Source organism: Paraburkholderia phymatum (assembly GCF_038900715.1).
Classification (GTDB): Bacteria; Pseudomonadota; Gammaproteobacteria; order Burkholderiales; family Burkholderiaceae; genus Paraburkholderia; species Paraburkholderia phymatum_A.
In genome coordinates this window covers 49,085-66,270 of record NZ_JAYMRZ010000006.1, presented here as the reverse complement: position 1 = coordinate 66,270, position 17,186 = coordinate 49,085, and the positions used below count along the sequence as shown (strand labels likewise).

The 17,186-nt window shown below is 60.9% G+C and carries 16 protein-coding genes; 9 read left to right on the top strand and 7 right to left on the bottom strand.

What is annotated here, in order from left to right; genetic code table 11:
• Positions 1 to 178: 178 nt before the first annotated feature.
• The 4 genes from VSR68_RS13375 (at position 179) to VSR68_RS13360 (ending at position 1,894) form a co-directional block, all read left to right on the top strand.
• A complete protein-coding gene (locus VSR68_RS13375; protein WP_342940309.1) occupies positions 179 to 805 on the top strand; it encodes a LysE family translocator in 627 nt (208 codons plus the stop codon).
• Between the two features lie 147 nt (positions 806 to 952).
• Positions 953 to 1,120, top strand: a complete 168-nt coding sequence (locus VSR68_RS13370) for a hypothetical protein (protein ID WP_162849289.1) — start codon at positions 953 to 955, stop codon at positions 1,118 to 1,120.
• 36 nt (positions 1,121 to 1,156) lie between these two features.
• Complete coding sequence (locus tag VSR68_RS13365; protein WP_342940308.1) at positions 1,157 to 1,288, top strand: hypothetical protein; 132 nt, start codon at positions 1,157 to 1,159, stop codon at positions 1,286 to 1,288.
• Between the two features lie 312 nt (positions 1,289 to 1,600).
• Positions 1,601 to 1,894, top strand: a complete 294-nt coding sequence (locus VSR68_RS13360) for a hypothetical protein (RefSeq protein ID WP_342940307.1) — start codon at positions 1,601 to 1,603, stop codon at positions 1,892 to 1,894.
• A gap of 252 nt (positions 1,895 to 2,146) precedes the next feature.
• Here the strand turns inward: VSR68_RS13360 and VSR68_RS13355 are convergent, their stop codons facing one another.
• Positions 2,147 to 3,373 carry a tyrosine-type recombinase/integrase gene (locus VSR68_RS13355; RefSeq protein ID WP_342940306.1) on the bottom strand — a complete coding sequence of 409 codons (1,227 nt, stop codon included), beginning with the start codon at positions 3,371 to 3,373 and terminating at the stop codon, positions 2,147 to 2,149.
• A 148-nt stretch (positions 3,374 to 3,521) separates the two neighbouring features.
• Complete coding sequence (gene mnmE, locus VSR68_RS13350; protein ID WP_342940305.1) at positions 3,522 to 4,922, bottom strand: tRNA uridine-5-carboxymethylaminomethyl(34) synthesis GTPase MnmE; 1,401 nt, start codon at positions 4,920 to 4,922, stop codon at positions 3,522 to 3,524.
• A gap of 367 nt (positions 4,923 to 5,289) precedes the next feature.
• Here mnmE and VSR68_RS13345 point away from each other — a divergent pair, with 367 nt between their 5' ends.
• Complete coding sequence (locus VSR68_RS13345) at positions 5,290 to 5,712, top strand: transcriptional regulator (protein WP_342940304.1); 423 nt, start codon at positions 5,290 to 5,292, stop codon at positions 5,710 to 5,712.
• Between the two features lie 102 nt (positions 5,713 to 5,814).
• Here VSR68_RS13345 and yidC read toward each other — a convergent pair whose 3' ends face one another.
• The 4 genes from yidC to rpmH all read right to left on the bottom strand — a co-directional run bounded on the left by yidC (position 5,815) and on the right by rpmH (position 8,475).
• Positions 5,815 to 7,467 (bottom strand): membrane protein insertase YidC, encoded by a 1,653-nt coding sequence (gene yidC, locus VSR68_RS13340; protein ID WP_342940303.1) that lies wholly within the window; start codon positions 7,465 to 7,467, stop codon positions 5,815 to 5,817.
• 30 nt (positions 7,468 to 7,497) lie between these two features.
• Positions 7,498 to 7,728, bottom strand: coding sequence for a membrane protein insertion efficiency factor YidD (yidD, locus tag VSR68_RS13335; protein ID WP_090873624.1), 231 nt, complete (start codon positions 7,726 to 7,728; stop codon positions 7,498 to 7,500).
• A gap of 73 nt (positions 7,729 to 7,801) precedes the next feature.
• Complete coding sequence (gene rnpA / locus VSR68_RS13330) at positions 7,802 to 8,314, bottom strand: ribonuclease P protein component (protein WP_428983501.1); 513 nt, start codon at positions 8,312 to 8,314, stop codon at positions 7,802 to 7,804.
• A 26-nt stretch (positions 8,315 to 8,340) separates the two neighbouring features.
• Positions 8,341 to 8,475: a 50S ribosomal protein L34 gene (gene rpmH, locus VSR68_RS13325; RefSeq protein ID WP_004198824.1), complete on the bottom strand. Its 135-nt coding sequence runs from the start codon at positions 8,473 to 8,475 to the stop codon at positions 8,341 to 8,343.
• Positions 8,476 to 8,860: 385 nt separating this feature from the next.
• On the opposite strand from rpmH, the gene dnaA reads away from it, so the two are divergent.
• From dnaA to gyrB, 3 genes are all read left to right on the top strand, one after another.
• On the top strand, positions 8,861 to 10,417 hold the full coding sequence (dnaA, locus tag VSR68_RS13320; RefSeq protein WP_342940301.1) for a chromosomal replication initiator protein DnaA: 1,557 nt from the start codon (positions 8,861 to 8,863) through the stop codon (positions 10,415 to 10,417).
• A 254-nt stretch (positions 10,418 to 10,671) separates the two neighbouring features.
• The gene (gene dnaN / locus VSR68_RS13315) at positions 10,672 to 11,775 is read left to right on the top strand and encodes a DNA polymerase III subunit beta (protein ID WP_090873625.1); all 1,104 of its coding nucleotides are present in this window, start codon (positions 10,672 to 10,674) and stop codon (positions 11,773 to 11,775) included.
• A 113-nt stretch (positions 11,776 to 11,888) separates the two neighbouring features.
• Positions 11,889 to 14,360 (top strand): DNA topoisomerase (ATP-hydrolyzing) subunit B, encoded by a 2,472-nt coding sequence (gene gyrB, locus VSR68_RS13310; RefSeq protein WP_342940300.1) that lies wholly within the window; start codon positions 11,889 to 11,891, stop codon positions 14,358 to 14,360.
• Between the two features lie 386 nt (positions 14,361 to 14,746).
• Here the strand turns inward: gyrB and VSR68_RS13305 are convergent, their stop codons facing one another.
• Positions 14,747 to 15,301: a GyrI-like domain-containing protein gene (locus tag VSR68_RS13305; RefSeq protein WP_342940299.1), complete on the bottom strand. Its 555-nt coding sequence runs from the start codon at positions 15,299 to 15,301 to the stop codon at positions 14,747 to 14,749.
• 401 nt (positions 15,302 to 15,702) lie between these two features.
• Between VSR68_RS13305 and eat the strand changes: the two genes are divergently transcribed.
• Positions 15,703 to 17,106 (top strand): ethanolamine permease, encoded by a 1,404-nt coding sequence (gene eat / locus VSR68_RS13300; protein WP_342940298.1) that lies wholly within the window; start codon positions 15,703 to 15,705, stop codon positions 17,104 to 17,106.
• The last annotated feature ends 80 nt before the right edge of the window (positions 17,107 to 17,186 follow it).

Below are 17,186 nucleotides of genomic sequence, written 5' to 3'. Positions count from 1 at the left end.
TGCACACAAAGTCATTCGTCTAATTCATCAAATGCTCGGTCAAAATGAAGTGAATGCAGAATAAAAAGGATGCCTGAGTGCGTTCCCGCTTCGGACGCACGTGCGTGCAAATGCGAAATGGCGGCTTGCGCAGGCGCGAGGTTCGTGGATAAATCGACCGCCTCACAGGAGACTTTTCATGACACTCGCTCACTGGCTCCCCTTCGCCATCGCGTCCGCGATCCTCGTCGCGATTCCTGGGCCTACCGTGCTGCTTGTAATTTCGTACGCGCTCGGCCACGGCCGGCGTTACGCGTTGGTCACGACGGCGGGCGTCGCACTGGGCGATCTGACGTCGATGACCGCGTCGATGCTGGGACTCGGCGTTGTACTCGCTGCGTCGGCGACGCTGTTCACGGCGCTCAAATGGGTTGGCGCGGCGTATCTGATTTACCTCGGCATCAAGCTATGGCGCGCACCCGTCTCGGCGGGCGATGCTTCTGCCGTCGGAGAAACGCGCACGGGCCGCATCTTCGCGCACGCATACGCGGTGACGGCGCTCAACCCAAAGAGCATCGTGTTCTTCGTGGCCTTCGTTCCGCAGTTCATCGATACGCAGGTTGCCACGTGGTCTCAGATCGCGATTTTCGAAGCCACCTTCGTTGCGATCGCGACGTTGAATGCGCTCGGGTATGCGCTGCTCGCATCGGCGGCGCGGCGCGCGATTCGCAGCCCGCGCGTGCAACGTGGCGTCAACTGTACGGGCGGAACGCTGCTGATCGGCGCTGGACTGCTGGCGGCCGCATGGAAAAAGGCGACGGCCTGAGCGCAACGTGATGCGCGAAAGCGATGAAGCGGGCGCGCGTTTTGCGCGGCCAGAAGCGCGCACATGGTGTGCGCGGTGGATCGCACGCAGCGGCACGCAACACGCCTACAATGAAATCGTCGCTGTTCCATCGATCTGGAGGACACTGTGATCGAGCATCTGATTCTGGGCGCGTTTCTCATCGTGCCGCTTCTCATCGCCGCCTTTCTGTTTTCAGACGAGCTTTGGCAGGAGCATCGCCAGGCGCTGCACGACGAAGAACACCACAGACGGATGGACTGGCGGCATCCGATACGCAGCCTGCTTCACCATTAATCGGATCACTGACGACGGGAGCGGAAGGAGGCTGCTGTGCTGGCCTTCACTTTTTCGTGGACGGAGTACTGGTTGTTCATGCTCGCGCTGATTCTGATCAGCGTCGTGCTGACTTCCCTGTGCGGTTCGGTGCCGCGCGCGCCGGAACCGCATGATGACGATACGTAGCCTTCTCTTCTCAGCGCGCGCATTTTCCCCTTCTTCGCTCGTGGCTGCTTAAGCGGCTATCGATTCGCGGCGCGGTCTGACCGGCGTTCCATACTCGGTGCGTCGTCGAAACGACGCCCAAACATCGTTCTGTTCGCCCGATTCTCAGTCGACGCCCATGCGGACGCTTGAGCTCATCCGATGTCCCTTTTTGCGCTCGACATCGCGTCAAACCCTATTTGTTTTTGTAGGGCGTGACTGGCTAAAATGTGGCTACAGTAAATAATCAGATGTAAGTAATTTTGGCCTTGTCCGGACCTTGCCGGGGGACACATGAACCGACTGATCGATCAGGAAATTGCACATATTTCGCGCGTCATGTGGCCGGCGCTGCTGGGCGATCTTGGCGGCCCCATCCTTTCTCCTGACTACTGGCGCAAGCGTCTGCACGCACTGCTCGACGCGCCTGCGGTTACGAAAGCCCAGCTTTGCGCTCTCGATAGCCTGCTACTCCAGCTTGACGACTATCAACGGCGCGGCATTCTCGCGTATTCGACGCCAGTCGCCGATCAGTCGGCGCACACCTGCGAGGAGCAGAGTTCCGAGCCGGTCGCCGTTCAGGAATGACGGGCGCCGATCATTCTGCGAGACCTTTGGTTGCTTGATTGCGAAAACTCGCATTTCGCGCCAGAAGCTTGATAGATTAAGGCGTTTGGCGGTCTGTCAAATTCTCTGTGTACCTAAAGCTACGGCTGACGCTGCTCGATGTTTTGACAGAGCCGCATCGATTAGAACCTCGCATGACTTGTCGCTCTCCCTTTGTCAGCAAGGGTTTCCACATATGACTGCGCGTATCGTGTACCAATAGCGCCGCACAAGCTATTCGATGCCCACAGCCCGAGGCCGTCCCAACGAAGCATGCGTTCCGTCGCCGAGCTGTGCCTCCACGAAATCCGCCCACAGTTGCATCTCGTGTGGACTCGGAGCGCTGTCATTACGCTCGTGCCGTGAAACGCCGACTGATTGGTCTCGGTCGCTCTCGTCCGCAGTCGATTGCGCCAGGGCGCGAAGATGGCTCGCAGCGGTGCGACGAAAATCGTGCAGCACGAAATGTTCGCCCTGCATTCCCAGCGTCTTGAGCGCCTGATTCAACGTACCCTTTGCGATCGGGCGGTCCTCGTCTCCGCGGGTCGAAGGAAAGACGTAAGTGCGGCTCGCCTTTGATTCGCGCAACTCGCGAAGCATTGTTACCACCTGCGCCGAGAGATAAACCCGGTGTTCGCGACCATTGCCGGCGCGCGCGGCGGGAATCGTCCAGATACCGGCGTCGAGATCGATCTCGCGCCATGTCGCTTCGATCAACTCCGATTTGCCAGCCATTGTCAGTATGAGCAGATGCAGGGCTAGCTTCAGCGGCCGGCGGATGTCCGAGGTGTAAATGGCGCGCAGCAGGACGCCGATCTCGTGAGCGGAAAGCACTCGGGTGCGGCCGTCATGGTTGGCGATCGTCCGGGCCGCAATGGACGCGGCAGGATTGGCGTCGGCGAGATGCCGCGCGATCAGGAACACGTACAGCCGCTTGACGACGTTGCGTGTGTGCAGCGCCATCTGAGGCGCGCCCCGGCGCTTGATGGCGTCGCAGATCGACTGGATGTCCTCGGTCGTGACCTGCGCGATCGGTTTGTGCCCGATCGCGGGCAGGATGTCCTTGTCGAGCGCGCGCTGCGTGGTTCGCCGATACTCTTCGGACTTGCGGGCGATTTCCGAAGCCACGTAAAGCTCGGCGGCATCGCGCAGTATGTCGACGCGCTTTTCCGCGCCTCGATCCTGTCGCGCTATTGAGACGGGCGAAAGACCTTTCGCAACCATCTCCGCGTACTTTTGCGCCCGTGCCCGGGCGACGCGCAGCGACATCAACTGGTAGTCGCCGATCGTCACCATCGGTTGCCGACGCCCGTTCAGCGTGTAGCGGAAACGCCAGACCTTCTTCCCGGTCGGCATGACTTCGAGGATGAGCCCTTTGCCGTCGGCCACGCTGTAGCGTGTGTCGCGTGACTGCAAGGCACGGATCTGGGATTCGCTGAGCGGTGTCGCGAGTTTCGGCATCGGTTCGATTTGGGTACACAAGGCGCGTCGGAACCGCAGTTTATCTCGTTGTGTACCCAAAAATGCATGCGAGAAGCTTATCCATCGGGTGATAGCTTATCAGCGCAAAACCGTAATGCAGCAATAACCGGATAACCACGCCTGCCGGCTACTTCCCGATACAGAACCTGCTGAAAATCACACCAAGCAAGTCATCCGATGTGAATTCCCCGGTGATCGAGTTCAACTGCTCCTGAGCCAGCCGCAGTTCTTCTGCGAAAAGATCGAGCGCCTGCGAGTTTTGATCGGCATGTTCAGCGGCCAGTCTTAGATGTTCCTGCGCCGCTCGCAGCGCGATCAGATGCCGTTCGCGTGCCAGATAGACACTCTCCGCGCCAGCCTGCCAACCCGCAATGCGCAACAGTTCGCCGCGCAGCAGGTGGATGCCGTTCCCCGTCTTCGCCGACAGCCGAACCTCGCACAAGTCGACATCACCGATGCCGTTCAGGCCAACCACGCCCGGCGCGACGTCCGTGAGATCCGTCTTGTTGATCACGCGTACGACAGGCACACCTGACGGAAAGCGCGCGGCGATCGATTCGTCGTCGGGTGTCACGCCCGAGCGCGCGTCGAGCAGATGCAGCACGACGTCGGCGCGCTCGATCTCGCCCCAGGTTCGCTCGATGCCGATCTTTTCCACTTCGTCTTCCGTCTCGCGCAACCCAGCCGTGTCGATCACATGCAGCGGGATGCCCTCGACCTGGATCGTCTGTGCAACCTTGTCACGCGTGGTGCCCGCGATCGGCGTGACGATTGCCAGCTCGGCGCCGGCGAGCGCATTAAGCAGCGACGATTTGCCGACGTTCGGTTGCCCGGCCAGCACGACCGACAACCCTTCGCGCAGCAGCGCCCCTTGTCGCGCTTCGCTCAGCACGAGCGCGAGACGATCGCGGATGCGCGCAAGCTTGCCGCGCGCATCTGCCGCTTCGAGAAAGTCGATTTCCTCTTCGGGGAAATCGAGGGTCGCCTCGACGAGCATTCGCAGCGTGATCACCTCTTCGACGAGCGCGTGGATGTCGCGCGAGAACGCGCCTTCCAGCGACCGCCCAGCCGAGCGCACGGCCGCTTCCGTGCTCGCCTCGATTAGATCCGCGACGGCCTCGGCTTGCGCCAGATCGAGCTTGTCATTGAGGAACGCGCGCCGCGTGAATTCGCCCGGCTCCGCGAGACGCAGGCCGAACGCGCGACCCGCGTCGATGCATCGCTGCAGGATCAGCTGAAGCACGATGGGACCGCCGTGCCCCTGAAGCTCGAGTACGTGCTCGCCCGTGTACGAATGCGGCGCGGGGAAATACAGCGCGATGCCGCGGTCGAGTGCGTTGCCGCCGTCGTCGAGAAACGGCACATAGCTGGCATGACGCGGCGCGAGCGTTTGCCCCGTCAGCGCCTGCATCATCGGTTGAGCGGCCGCTTCTCCGGCGCGGCCAAACGAAATCCGCACGACGCCTATCCCGCCTCGGCCGGGGGCTGTAGCAATGGCGACGATCGGATCGGAATCGGTGGCGAGCATGGAGGAAAACCGGAGAAAACAGGAGGAAACGGGAGAAATTGGTCAGAAAAACGTGCGCGAACGATGCGCCGAACGCCTGGCATTGTAACGCGCGCTCAAGGCGGCCTCGCGCAGACAATGCGCTGCGCTCGCTCATACCGCGAGCGTGAGCTTATCTCATATGAGATAAGCCATGGTCAGCACCGATATAGAAAAATTCCGACCGTTCATGTAGTCTCATCCTTACGGATAAAGGATTTGCGGGTCTACAAATCTTCGAAGGGACAAATCCGATCGTGTGCTGCTGCGAGATAGGCAAATCTAGGACGCGCTAAATGTAGCGTGTACGGTTGTCTACCTGTGGGGCGTCGGACTGCACAATTTGTGGATGCCAACCCTCGAAGAAAAAGCGGCCTTTGCCGAGCGACTGAAGTTCGCGATGAGACGCGCCCCGGAAAAGCTCAAGGGCGGGACCGATCTCGCGCTGCATTTCAATCTGCGCCATCACGGCGACCAGCCCGTCTCGCCGCAGACGGTACACAAATGGCTGAGCGGCCGCACGATTCCAACCGACGACAAGCTTCGGACGCTCGCCGATTGGTTCGAAGTGGATATTCATTGGCTGCACTATGGGCCTTCGCCGAGCGGATCGACAAAAACTGTTCCGAAGCCTCTGGTTCGCGGCGAGAAATATCCGCTTTCGCCGGAGACGCTCGAACTGGCGTCGAAGATCGAATCGCTGACGCCGCATCATCGCTATCTTGTACAGGAATTGATCGCGCAGCTATACGGCGACGCCGACAATTCATAAGAAAGACCCAGACATAAAAAAACCGCCCGGCACTAACCGGGCGGTTTTCTTTTTTCAGAGGGCTTGGGATCGGACTGTCCGACGTCCGATTCCAACTTCTGATCAGGCAGCCTTTTTCTTCTGCCCCATCATGCGCGTGATGTAGTACTGCTGGGCAATCGACAGCACGTTGTTCACGACGTAGTACAGCACGAGACCTGCCGGGAAGAAGAAGAACATCACCGAGAACGCGATCGGCATGAACATCATCATCTTGGCCTGGACCGGGTCGGGTGGCGTGGGGTTGAGCTTCGTCTGAACGAACATCGAGACGGCCATCAGCACCGGCAGGATGAAGTACGGATCTTGTTGCGACAGATCGTGAATCCACATGATCCACGGCGCGCCGCGCATTTCCACCGACGACAGCAGCACCCAGTACAGCGAGATGAACACCGGAATCTGAATCACGACGGGCAGACAGCCGCCGAACGGATTCACCTTCTCAGTCTTGTACAGCTCCATCAGAGCCGCGTTCATCTTCTGCGGATCGCCCTTGAAGCGCTCGCGCAGCGCCTGCATGCGCGGCGTGATTTCCTTCATGCGCGCCATCGACTTGTAGCTTGCCGCCGACAGCGGGAAGAACACGGCCTTGATCAGCAGCGTCAACAGGACGATCGCCCAGCCCCAGTTGCCGACATAGCTGTGGATCTTTTCGAGCAGCCAGAAGAGCGGCTTCGCGATGATCGTCACCCAGCCGTAGTCCTTCACCAGTTCGAGACCCGGCGCGATGCCTTCGAGCATGCGCTCTTCTTCCGGACCGGCGAACAGGCGGGCGGACACGTCAAGCGACTGTCCGGGTGCGATGGTCTGCAGCGGCTGCTTGACGCCAACGCGATACAGCGACGGATCGATCTTCTCGACGTAGATGTCACGCTTCACGCCCTGCTGCGGAATCCACGCCGACGCGAAATAGTGCTGCACCATCGCAATCCAGCCGTTGTCGGCGGAGTTCGCGTAGTCCTGCTTGTGCTTGTCGATGTCTTCGAAGGTCAGCTTCTGGAAGTGATGCTGCTCCGTGTACACAGCAGGTCCGATGAACGTGTGCGAGAAGCGCGGCGTCTCGACGGGCTGGCTGTCGCGCACGAGTTCCATGTAGGCGGTCGGCGTGACGGGCGTCGAGCCGACGTTCTGGATCTTCGTGTCGACGTTGATCACGTAGCTGCCGCGCGTGAACGTATAGGTCTTCACGACCTTCACGCCGCCCTTGACCGGCGATTCGAACGACAGCTTCAGCGTGTTGCCCGTCATGTCGGTCGGCTGACCGGCAACGGGCGTGAACACATCGGTGTGGTTCGGGAAGTCGCCGCCGAGCAGGCCCGTGCGCGCCAGATACGTGTGATCGGCGGTATGGTCGAACAGCGTGATCACCTGAGCCGGCTGCTTGCCTTCGCCCGGCTTGAACAGCGTGAGCTTCGACAGCGTGCCGCCACGCGTGTCGATCTGGCCGCGGTAAACGTCAGTGGTGAACGAAACCAGTTGCGCCTGCTGCGCGGCGGATGTCGTCGATTCCGGTGCTGCGGCGGTCGTCTGCGGCAGCTCAGCGGGTTGGGTTCCCGTCGTCGACGAGCCCGGCGCGGCGGTGCTCGCCGTCTTGGTCTGCGTCGCGCTCGGGAAGAACATCGACTGGCGTCCATGGTCGCGCTGCCAGTTGTCGAACAGCATGACAGCTGACATGAAGAAGATGACCCATAGGACGGTGCGTTTGATATCCATGCGTTGTCTCAGTGTCGATGGCACAGCGCGTCAGCGCTTCTTAGGAGTTGGAGGCGGGACAAGATCGATGCCGCCCGCCGAAAACGGGTGACAGCGGCACAGGCGCCTTGCGGCGAGGTAAGTACCACGCGCGGCGCCATGATACTGGATTGCTTCGCGCGCGTAATCCGAACAGGAGGGATAAAAGCGGCACCGATTGCCGAGCATGGGACTCACGGCAATCTTGTAGAAACGCAGTAACGCGATCAGTACCGTTTGCATGACCAGTGCGGCGGGACTGCACCGCCCGTTGTGAAGCGCTGGACGGCAGCGGCGCTTCGAGGCTGTGCGGATGTCATGGCGTGGTGGGCGGCGTGTCCGCCCGTTGCGTTGCCGACCCGGTTGCCGCCCCCTCGCGCCGGGCGATTTCGCGTGCCACCTTGTCGAGCAGCACATCGATTTCGCTGTGGCACAACGCTTTCAACGGCGGCGACGATCCGCTGGGCATCGCCTTCCGGTCGAATTTCGTATGCAGACGCAGCAGCACGTCCCAGCCGCCAAATTCCGCGCGGCGCACGCGAAATGCTTCGCGCGCGAGACGCTTCACCAGATTACGCGTGACCGCGCGCGGCGCGTACTTCTTGCCGATCACGAGGCCGAGGCGCGCTTCGTTGCCCGTCGGCCGCGCGTACACGACGAAGTGCGCAGTGCGGCGCCACGGGCGCAAACGAAAAACGGATGAAAATTCATCCGTTTTCAGCAGCCTTGCGGCTTTGGGAAAGGCTGCGGACGCCTGCACCGGAACGACGTTCTGATGCGGCGCGTCTGCCGTTCCCGCAGCGTGGCGGGTGTCGGACACAGCGCGCACTCGGCTTGACCGCGTTTCTGCCTGCCTTAGATGGCGAGGCGTTTGCGGCCCTTCGCGCGGCGTGCGTTGATGACCTTGCGGCCGCCAGCGGTCTTCATGCGAACGCGGAAGCCATGGGTGCGCTTGCGGCGCGTCACGGAAGGTTGGTAAGTACGTTTCATGTTGCTCTCACTTGTTTGAGAAATAACCGCGCGAGCATCGCTGAAAGTGCAATGGCCGGAGGTTCGAAAATTGGTTTTCGCGGAACCCGCTATTTAAGCCGGTTTTCTCTGACTCGTCAATAGCTTAGGCAGACGATCCACAGGCGGCGTCATTTTACGTTGTTTGATCGGGCCCTGTGGATAACTCACTTGGCCTGCCGTTTTGGCGGTAGAATCTCGCCTTACTTCCCAAGAATCCTGCACGCCGCCCCGGCCCGCTTGACCCCGCAAACCTTTGTGGCACAAGCGTCTGGGGCTTTTCCGCCTGGCAGCTTCGGGCCTCGTCGCGTATCCCGCGACCATAGCGCCGGCGGAAAAGCGTCGCAAACATAACGATAGCAACTTGATGAACGAATTCTGGCAACACTGTTCCGCATTGCTGGAGCGCGAATTGACGCCCCAGCAGTACGTGACGTGGATCAAACCGTTGGCCCCGGTCGCCTTCGACGCCAATGCAAATACCCTGAGCATTGCCGCGCCGAACCGTTTCAAGCTGGATTGGGTCAAGAGCCAGTTTTCCGGGCGCATCACCGACCTTGCGCGCGATTTCTGGCATTCCCCCGTCGACGTCCAGTTCGTCCTCGATCCGAAAGCTGGCGTGCGTGCGGCGCCTGTCGCGCCGCCGCGGCCGTCGACGGTCGGCGCGAACAGCGCCGCCGCGGCCGTCGATGCGGCTGTCGGCGCCGTGCAAGCGGCCCAGTCGGCCCGCGCGGGCGGCATGGGCGGCCTCGGCGCGCCCACGAACGCAGCCCAGCTGACCGACGATGCCGCCGACCTCGATCTGCCCAGTCTCGACGCCAACGAGGCCGCAGCGGGGCGCCGCACGTGGCGTCCGGGCGCGGCCGCGCCGGCGGCGAGCGGCGAAAGCGATTCGATGTACGAGCGCTCGAAGCTGAACCCCGTGCTCACCTTCGACAACTTCGTGACCGGCAAGGCGAACCAGTTGGCCCGCGCCGCCGCGATCCAGGTCGCCGACAACCCGGGCATCTCCTATAACCCGCTGTTTCTCTACGGCGGCGTGGGCCTCGGCAAGACGCACCTGATTCACGCGATCGGCAACCAGTTGCTGATGGACAAGCCCGGCGCGCGCATCCGCTACATCCACGCGGAGCAGTACGTGTCGGACGTGGTGAAGGCGTACCAGCGCAAGGCGTTCGACGATTTCAAGCGCTACTACCACTCGCTCGACCTGCTGCTGATCGACGATATTCAGTTCTTCTCGGGCAAATCTCGCACGCAGGAAGAGTTTTTCTACGCGTTCGAAGCGCTCGTTGCGAACAAGGCGCAGGTGATCATCACCAGCGATACGTATCCGAAGGAAATCTCAGGTATCGACGACCGTCTGATCTCGCGCTTCGACTCTGGCCTGACTGTCGCGATCGAGCCGCCGGAGCTTGAGATGCGCGTCGCAATTCTGATGCGCAAGGCGCAGTCGGAAGGCGTGAGTCTGAACGAGGACGTCGCGTTCTTCGTCGCGAAGCATCTGCGTTCGAACGTCCGCGAACTGGAAGGCGCGCTGCGCAAGATTCTCGCGTACTCGAAGTTCCACGGCCGCGAGATCACGATCGAGCTGACCAAGGAAGCACTGAAAGACCTGCTGACCGTGCAGAACCGGCAGATTTCGGTGGAAAACATCCAGAAGACGGTCGCCGACTTCTACAGCATCAAGGTCGCCGACATGTATTCGAAGAAGCGGCCGGCCAACATCGCGCGACCGCGCCAGATCGCAATGTATCTCGCGAAGGAGCTGACGCAGAAGAGCCTGCCGGAAATCGGCGAGCTGTTCGGCGGGCGCGATCATACGACGGTGCTGCACGCGGTGCGCAAGATCGCCGACGAACGCGGCAAGGACGCGCAGCTGAACCACGAGTTGCACGTGCTGGAGCAGACGCTGAAAGGCTGAACGGGTTGAGGGCCGGATCTGACCGAAGGATGCGTCGAACCTGTCGGAAAATTTGATCTGTTTATTGCGCGAGTCACCCCCAATTTAGGGAAGTGCTTCCATTTTCAGGCACAATACAGGTTTAACCGCCCGGCAAAAGCGGGCGGGATTTCACGCCGTGACTGGCGCAGTACGGCGCCGGCGGGGGGCCGGGGCCGCGCGCTTCAACATTGCCGGGCAAGGCGCGCAGGCCGACACATCAACGAAGGAACTCTATGCAACTGGTCAAGACCGAACGCGATAACCTCCTCAGGCCGCTGCAAACCGTGAGCGGCATTGTCGAACGCCGTCATACGTTGCCGATCCTCGCCAATTTGCTGATTACCAAGAACGGCCCGGACGTCTCGTTCCTGTCCACCGACCTCGAACTGCAAATCACCACGCATGCCGATTTCGGCGTCGGCGGCGAGTCCGTGGCCACGACGGTGGCTGCGCGAAAGCTCCTCGACATTCTGCGCGCGATGCCCGACGGGCAGGTCACGCTCACCTTGAACGACAAGCGTCTGACCGTGCAGTCCGGCAAGAGCCGTTTCGCGCTGCAAACGCTCGCCGCAGACGAGTTCCCTACGGTCGCTCAAGCTAAAGACTTCGGCGCGAACCTCGCGGTTCCCCAAAAGACGTTCCGCCAACTGCTCGGCATGGTTCACTTCGCGATGGCGCAGCAGGACATCCGTTACTACCTGAACGGCATGCTGCTGGTGGTCGATGGCGATCAGCTGATGGCCGTCGCGACGGACGGTCACCGTCTCGCTTTTTCGTCGATGAAGATCGAAGGCTCGTTCGCGCGCCAGGAAGTGATCATTCCGCGTAAGACGATTCTCGAACTGCAACGCCTGCTCGAAGACATCGACGACGTACTCAAGATCGACATCGCGCCGACGCAGGTGAAGTTCACGTTCGGCGGCGTCGAACTGGTGTCGAAGCTGGTCGAAGGCAAGTTTCCGGACTTCCAGCGCGTGATTCCGAAGTCGCACAAGAACACGTTCGTGATCGGCCGCGAAGAGCTGCAGCGCTCGCTGCAACGCGCGGCCATTCTGACCTCGGACAAGTTCAAGGGCGTGCGCTGCATCGTCGAGCCGGGCCAACTTAAGATCATGTCCACCAACGCGGACCAGGAAGAAGCGCAGGAAGAACTCGAAATCGCCTATCAGGGCGACAGCATCGACATCGGTTTCAACGTCACGTATCTGCTCGACGTGCTCGCGAACCTGAAGGTCGACATGCTGGAAGTGAGCCTCGGCGACGCCAGTTCGAGCGCGCTGATTACGATTCCCGAGAACGACCAGTTCAAATACGTGGTGATGCCGATGCGCATCTGACGCGTCCAACACGAAGAACACACCAAGGGGCGCAGCGCCCCTTTGGTGTTTTTATGGTGTTTTGTAAAGCCTCGAGCAGCAACGAAGCAGTAACGCAGAACCGGAAGAAATCCATGACTGAACTGAACAATTCGCAACCCGATAACAGCTACGGCGCCTCGTCCATTCAGATCCTCGAAGGTCTGGAGGCCGTGCGCAAGCGGCCGGGTATGTACATCGGCGATACGTCGGACGGGACCGGTCTGCATCACCTCGTGTTCGAGGTGCTCGACAATTCGATCGACGAAGCGCTCGCCGGTCATTGCGACGACATTCAGGTCATCATCCACGCCGACAACTCGATTTCCGTGACCGATAACGGCCGCGGCATCCCGACGGGCATCAAGCGCGACGACAAGCACGATCCGAAGCGCAGTGCCGCCGAAATCGTGATGACCGAACTGCACGCGGGCGGCAAGTTCGACCAGAACAGCTACAAGGTGTCGGGCGGCCTGCACGGCGTGGGCGTGTCGTGCGTGAACGCGCTGTCGTCGTGGCTGCGCCTCACCGTGCGCCGCGACGGCAAGAAGCACTTCATGGAATTCCATCGTGGTGTGCCGCAAAACCGCGTGATCGAAGAAGTGGACGGAGACCGTCTGTCGCCGATTCCCGTTGTCGGTGATACGGAAAACCGCGGCACCGAAGTGCACTTCATGGCCGATGAGAAGATCTTCGGCAACGTCGAATACCACTACGACATTCTGGCGAAGCGTATCCGCGAACTCTCGTTCCTGAACAACGGCGTGCGGATTCGTCTCACGGATCAACGCACGGGCAAGGAAGACGATTTCGCGTTCGTCGGCGGCGTGAAGGGCTTCGTCGAGTTCATCAACAAGACGAAGACCGTGTTGCATCCGACTATTTTCCACATCGTCGGCGAGAAGGACGGCGTGGGCGTCGAAGTGGCGATGCAGTGGAACGACAGCTACAACGAAAACGTGCTGTGCTTCACGAACAACATTCCGCAGCGCGACGGCGGCACGCACCTGACGGGCCTGCGCGCGGCGATGACGCGCGTGATCAACAAGTACATCGTCGATCACGAAATCGCGAAGAAGGCGAAGGTCGAGACGTCCGGCGACGACATGCGCGAAGGCCTGTCGTGCGTGCTGTCGGTGAAGGTGCCCGAGCCGAAGTTCAGTTCGCAGACGAAGGACAAGCTCGTCTCGTCCGAAGTGCGCGCGCCTGTGGAAGAAGTGGTCGCGAAGGCGCTCGAAGAATTCCTGCTGGAAACGCCGATCGACGCAAAGATCATCTGCGGCAAGATCGTCGATGCGGCGCGTGCTCGCGACGCCGCACGCAAGGCGCGCGAGATGACGCGACGCAAGGGTGTGCTGGACGGCGTCGGTCTGCCGGGCAAGCTGGCAGACTGCCAGGAGAAAGATCCTGCCAAGTCTGAGATTTATATCGTCGAGGGTGACTCGGCGGGCGGTTCGGCAAAGCAGGGCCGCGACAGAAAATTCCAAGCCATTCTGCCGTTGCGCGGCAAGGTGCTGAACGTCGAGAAGGCGCGTTACGACAAGCTGCTGTCGTCCGAGCAGATCGTTACGCTGATTACGGCGCTTGGTTGCGGCATCGGCAAGGACGACTACAACCTCGACAAGCTGCGTTACCACCGCATCATCATCATGACGGATGCTGACGTCGACGGCGCGCACATCCGCACGCTGCTGCTGACGTTCTTCTATCGTCAGATGCCGGAGATGATCGAGCGCGGGTACATCTACATCGCGCAGCCGCCGCTGTACAAGGTGAAGGCGGGCAAGGACGAGCGTTATCTTAAGGACACGGCGGAGTTGAACGCGCATATGCTGCGCTTGGCTCTGAATGGTTCTGAGCTGATAGCGGCCGAAGGCGCGACGCCGATTGCAGGCGATGCGTTGGGCGAATTGGCTCGTTCTTATCTGCTGGCGCAGGCTGTCGTAGATCGTCTGAGCAAGCTCTACGACGAAGCTGCGCTCGAGGCCGTGATGGATGGCGCGACGATCGATCTGTCGAGCGAGGAATCGACGGAAGCATCGGCGCGCGCGCTCGAAGCCAAATTGCGCGACGATCCGCTCAAGCCGGAGATCAACGTGATCGCAATGTACGACCCGGTGCGCGAACTGCGTTCGCTGCGCGTCGAGCGCCGTCATCATGGCAATGTGAAGGTCAGCGTCATCGACGAAGAATTCCAGCTGACGGCCGACTATCAGCAACTGGTCAATACCGCGAACACGTTCAAGGGCTTGATCGGCGAGGGCGCAGTGATCAAGCGCGGCGAGCGCAGCATGGCCGTGGGCGACTTCAAGAGCGCGATGAAGTGGCTGATCGCCGATGCAGAACGGAACGTGTCGAAGCAGCGCTATAAGGGACTCGGTGAGATGAATCCCGGACAGCTCTGGGAAACGACGATGGATCCGAACGTGCGACGTCTGTTGCGCGTGCAGATCGAGGACGCGATTGCGGCGGATGGGATCTTTACGACGCTGATGGGCGATGAAGTGGAGCCGCGTCGGGCGTTTATCGAGAGTAATGCGCTGCGGGCGGGGAATATTGACGTTTGAGTTTGTCGGCCGCCGGCGGTCGCGAACATCACAACATCTACCGTAGGCTTCTAAAAACTCCAACCGGCAACGGTTGGAGTTTTTTTATGAGCTTCAAATTCACCGCAACCTTTTCGCATACCGACCGCGAACCACTTGCGAAATATATGTCGACAGCCCGCGGCCACGGACAGCAAGACGCTTCATTTTCTCCACGTCTTGCCGACCCGGGGTCGCGTAGTCGTACAGATAGACCTTGCCGTCCGTGAATCCCACAACGATAGCGTCCGGACGGGTTTCGTAGGCGACCACGCCCGATCGGCCGCTCAGATCCCGATACCGTGGCATTTCGCTCTCCGCTCGGCGCATCCGACTTCAGACGCGATGCAACAGAGCACGAACCATTCCTAAACCAGCGGCAGACAGATATCCGTCAGCAAATTTGCCGGCGCGGTCTCTTTGGGATTGTTCAAATACTCTTCGAACACAGGCGCGTCCGCGGCCTCGTGTTCCGAGTTCACCAGCCACTCGCCATAGAGCCACTGATAAGCCGCCGCCATATCCTCGTAAGGCCCTTTGTGCCGCAACACGGCGTACTTGCCGCCGGCAATCGACGTGACGCTGACAGGCCCGCCGCCCGACACATCGACTGGCCGAGGCAGCCATACGCCGGCTTTAGACCGCAATTCGTTTTCGGCGACGGCGGTCGGATCGTCGTAGAAGATCCCGATCATCCGCATCTCGCCGGACAGCAGCCCACGCGATGCCAGCCAGCCCATCAGCGTTTCGAACGCCTTGCCGATCTGCATATATGGTCCGACGTGATCGACGGTCAACACATCGAAGCCCGCGATATCCCGAATCACCACATCTCTCATCGTCATTTGATTACCTCCTGAATCTGCAAGAGACGGCCGGAACAGGCGATGCGTCCCGGCATTCCGATACTGCGCGGGCGGCATGCATGGGCGGCGTGCATAAGACGGCGCTGGATGCCCGCGAGAACGACTGCAAACTGCTAGGCCCCCACCGCGCGGCATGTCGCGCACGATGACCGTGGTCGCTTCTGGCAATCAATCGTAGAAGAAGGAGCGGCAAAGTTCACGACAGCACGCAGCGATTTTCCGCATCCTTCGTGCAGGCCGCGTGCCGACCAAGACCACGCGTCATTCAGCCCGCGTTTTTCAGCGACGACTTAACCAGGTTCAGTCGCGCACGCACTCAACGCCCTCATCTTTGCCGATTTTCGATAACACCTCGATTTATGGCTTCCTACCATCGCCAGATGCCGCCGGTAACAGGCCCGCTGCGAAGGCCAACGACGCGGGTCCATCAACTGGCAACTTCGAAAAGGGAGCCTCCGATGAAAGCAGAGTCGACAACCCAGCACAAAGGCGTCGTCACGCATCACGAGTTGAAGCAGACGCTCGGCACCTGGCAGCTTTGGGGCATCGCCGTCGGCCTCGTGATCTCCGGCGAGTACTTCGGCTGGAGCTATGGTTGGGCGAGTGCGGGCACGCTCGGCTTCGTGATCACCGCGCTTTTCATCGCCGCGATGTACACGACGTTCATCTTCAGCTTCACCGAACTCACGACGTCGATTCCGCACGCGGGCGGCCCGTTCGCCTACGCGCGCCACGCGTTCGGACCCACGGGCGGTTACATAGCGGGCGCGGCGACGCTCGTCGAATTCGTGTTCGCGCCACCCGCAATCGCGCTCGCGATCGGCGCGTATCTGCACGTCCAGTTTCCCAGCCTCGAACCCAAGCACGCGGCGATGGGCGCGTACCTCGTGTTCATGGCGTTGAATATCGTCGGCGTGCAGATCGCGGCGGCGTTCGAACTGTGCGTGACGCTGCTCGCGATTTTCGAACTGCTGGTGTTCATGGGCGTCGTGTCGCCGGGCTTCCAGTGGGCGAACTTCACGAAGGGCGGCTGGGCCGGCTCCGGCACTTTCAGCATGGGCGCGTTCCATGGCATGTTCGCCGCGATTCCGTTCGCGATCTGGTTCTTCCTTGCGATCGAAGGCGTCGCGATGGCCGCCGAGGAAGCGAAGAACCCGAAGCGCTCGATTCCCATCGCCTACGTGACGGGCATTCTGACGCTCGTCGTGCTCGCGATCGGCGTGATGGTGTTCGCAGGCGCGGCGGGCGACTGGACGAAGCTCGCGAACATCAACGACCCGCTGCCGCAAGCGATGAAATACATCGTCGGCGAGAACAGCGGCTGGATGCACATGCTCGTGTGGCTCGGCCTGTTCGGCCTCGTCGCGTCGTTTCACGGCATCATTCTCGGCTACTCGCGGCAGATCTTCGCGCTCGCGCGCGCGGGCTACCTGCCCGAATGGCTGTCGAAAGTGCATCCGCGCTTCAAGACTCCGCATCGCGCGATTCTCGCGGGCGGCGTGATCGGCATCGCGGCGATCTACAGCGACGAGCTGATTCAGTTCGGCGGGCAGACGCTCACCGCGAATATCGTGACGATGTCGGTGTTTGGCGCTATCGTGATGTACATCGTCAGCATGCTCGCGCTGTTCAAGCTGCGCCGCACCGAGCCTGACATGGAGCGTCCGTTCCGCGCGCCGCTGTTTCCGTATTTCCCGGCGTTCGCGCTGGTGGCCGCCGTGATTTCGCTCGCGACGATGATCTACTTCAATCTGCTCGTCGCGCTCGTGTTCGCTGCGTTCGTCGCGCTCGGTTACGGCTACTTCCTGATGACGCGCCAGCAACGCGAAGTCGCGCCGGCTGATGTTCTTCTCGAAGAATGAACGCGTGCGAGCACCGAATGCAACAGACACACTGACGTACACGCAACAGGCCGCGCGGTAGCCGCGGCGACGGAGTACAC

Coding starts and splice junctions, on each gene's coding strand:
- yidD (WP_090873624.1), bottom strand. CDS start 7,728: ATGCAAACGGTACTGATCGCGTTACTGCGTTTCTACAAGATTGCCGTG.
- mnmE (WP_342940305.1), bottom strand. CDS start 4,922: ATGCTCGCCACCGATTCCGATCCGATCGTCGCCATTGCTACAGCCCCC.
- rpmH (WP_004198824.1), bottom strand. CDS start 8,475: ATGAAACGTACTTACCAACCTTCCGTGACGCGCCGCAAGCGCACCCAT.
- dnaA (WP_342940301.1), top strand. CDS start 8,861: ATGAACGAATTCTGGCAACACTGTTCCGCATTGCTGGAGCGCGAATTG.
- eat (WP_342940298.1), top strand. CDS start 15,703: ATGAAAGCAGAGTCGACAACCCAGCACAAAGGCGTCGTCACGCATCAC.
- dnaN (WP_090873625.1), top strand. CDS start 10,672: ATGCAACTGGTCAAGACCGAACGCGATAACCTCCTCAGGCCGCTGCAA.
- VSR68_RS13305 (WP_342940299.1), bottom strand. CDS start 15,301: ATGCCGCCCGCGCAGTATCGGAATGCCGGGACGCATCGCCTGTTCCGG.
- VSR68_RS13360 (WP_342940307.1), top strand. CDS start 1,601: ATGAACCGACTGATCGATCAGGAAATTGCACATATTTCGCGCGTCATG.
- yidC (WP_342940303.1), bottom strand. CDS start 7,467: ATGGATATCAAACGCACCGTCCTATGGGTCATCTTCTTCATGTCAGCT.
- gyrB (WP_342940300.1), top strand. CDS start 11,889: ATGACTGAACTGAACAATTCGCAACCCGATAACAGCTACGGCGCCTCG.
- VSR68_RS13375 (WP_342940309.1), top strand. CDS start 179: ATGACACTCGCTCACTGGCTCCCCTTCGCCATCGCGTCCGCGATCCTC.
- VSR68_RS13355 (WP_342940306.1), bottom strand. CDS start 3,373: ATGCCGAAACTCGCGACACCGCTCAGCGAATCCCAGATCCGTGCCTTG.
- VSR68_RS13345 (WP_342940304.1), top strand. CDS start 5,290: ATGCCAACCCTCGAAGAAAAAGCGGCCTTTGCCGAGCGACTGAAGTTC.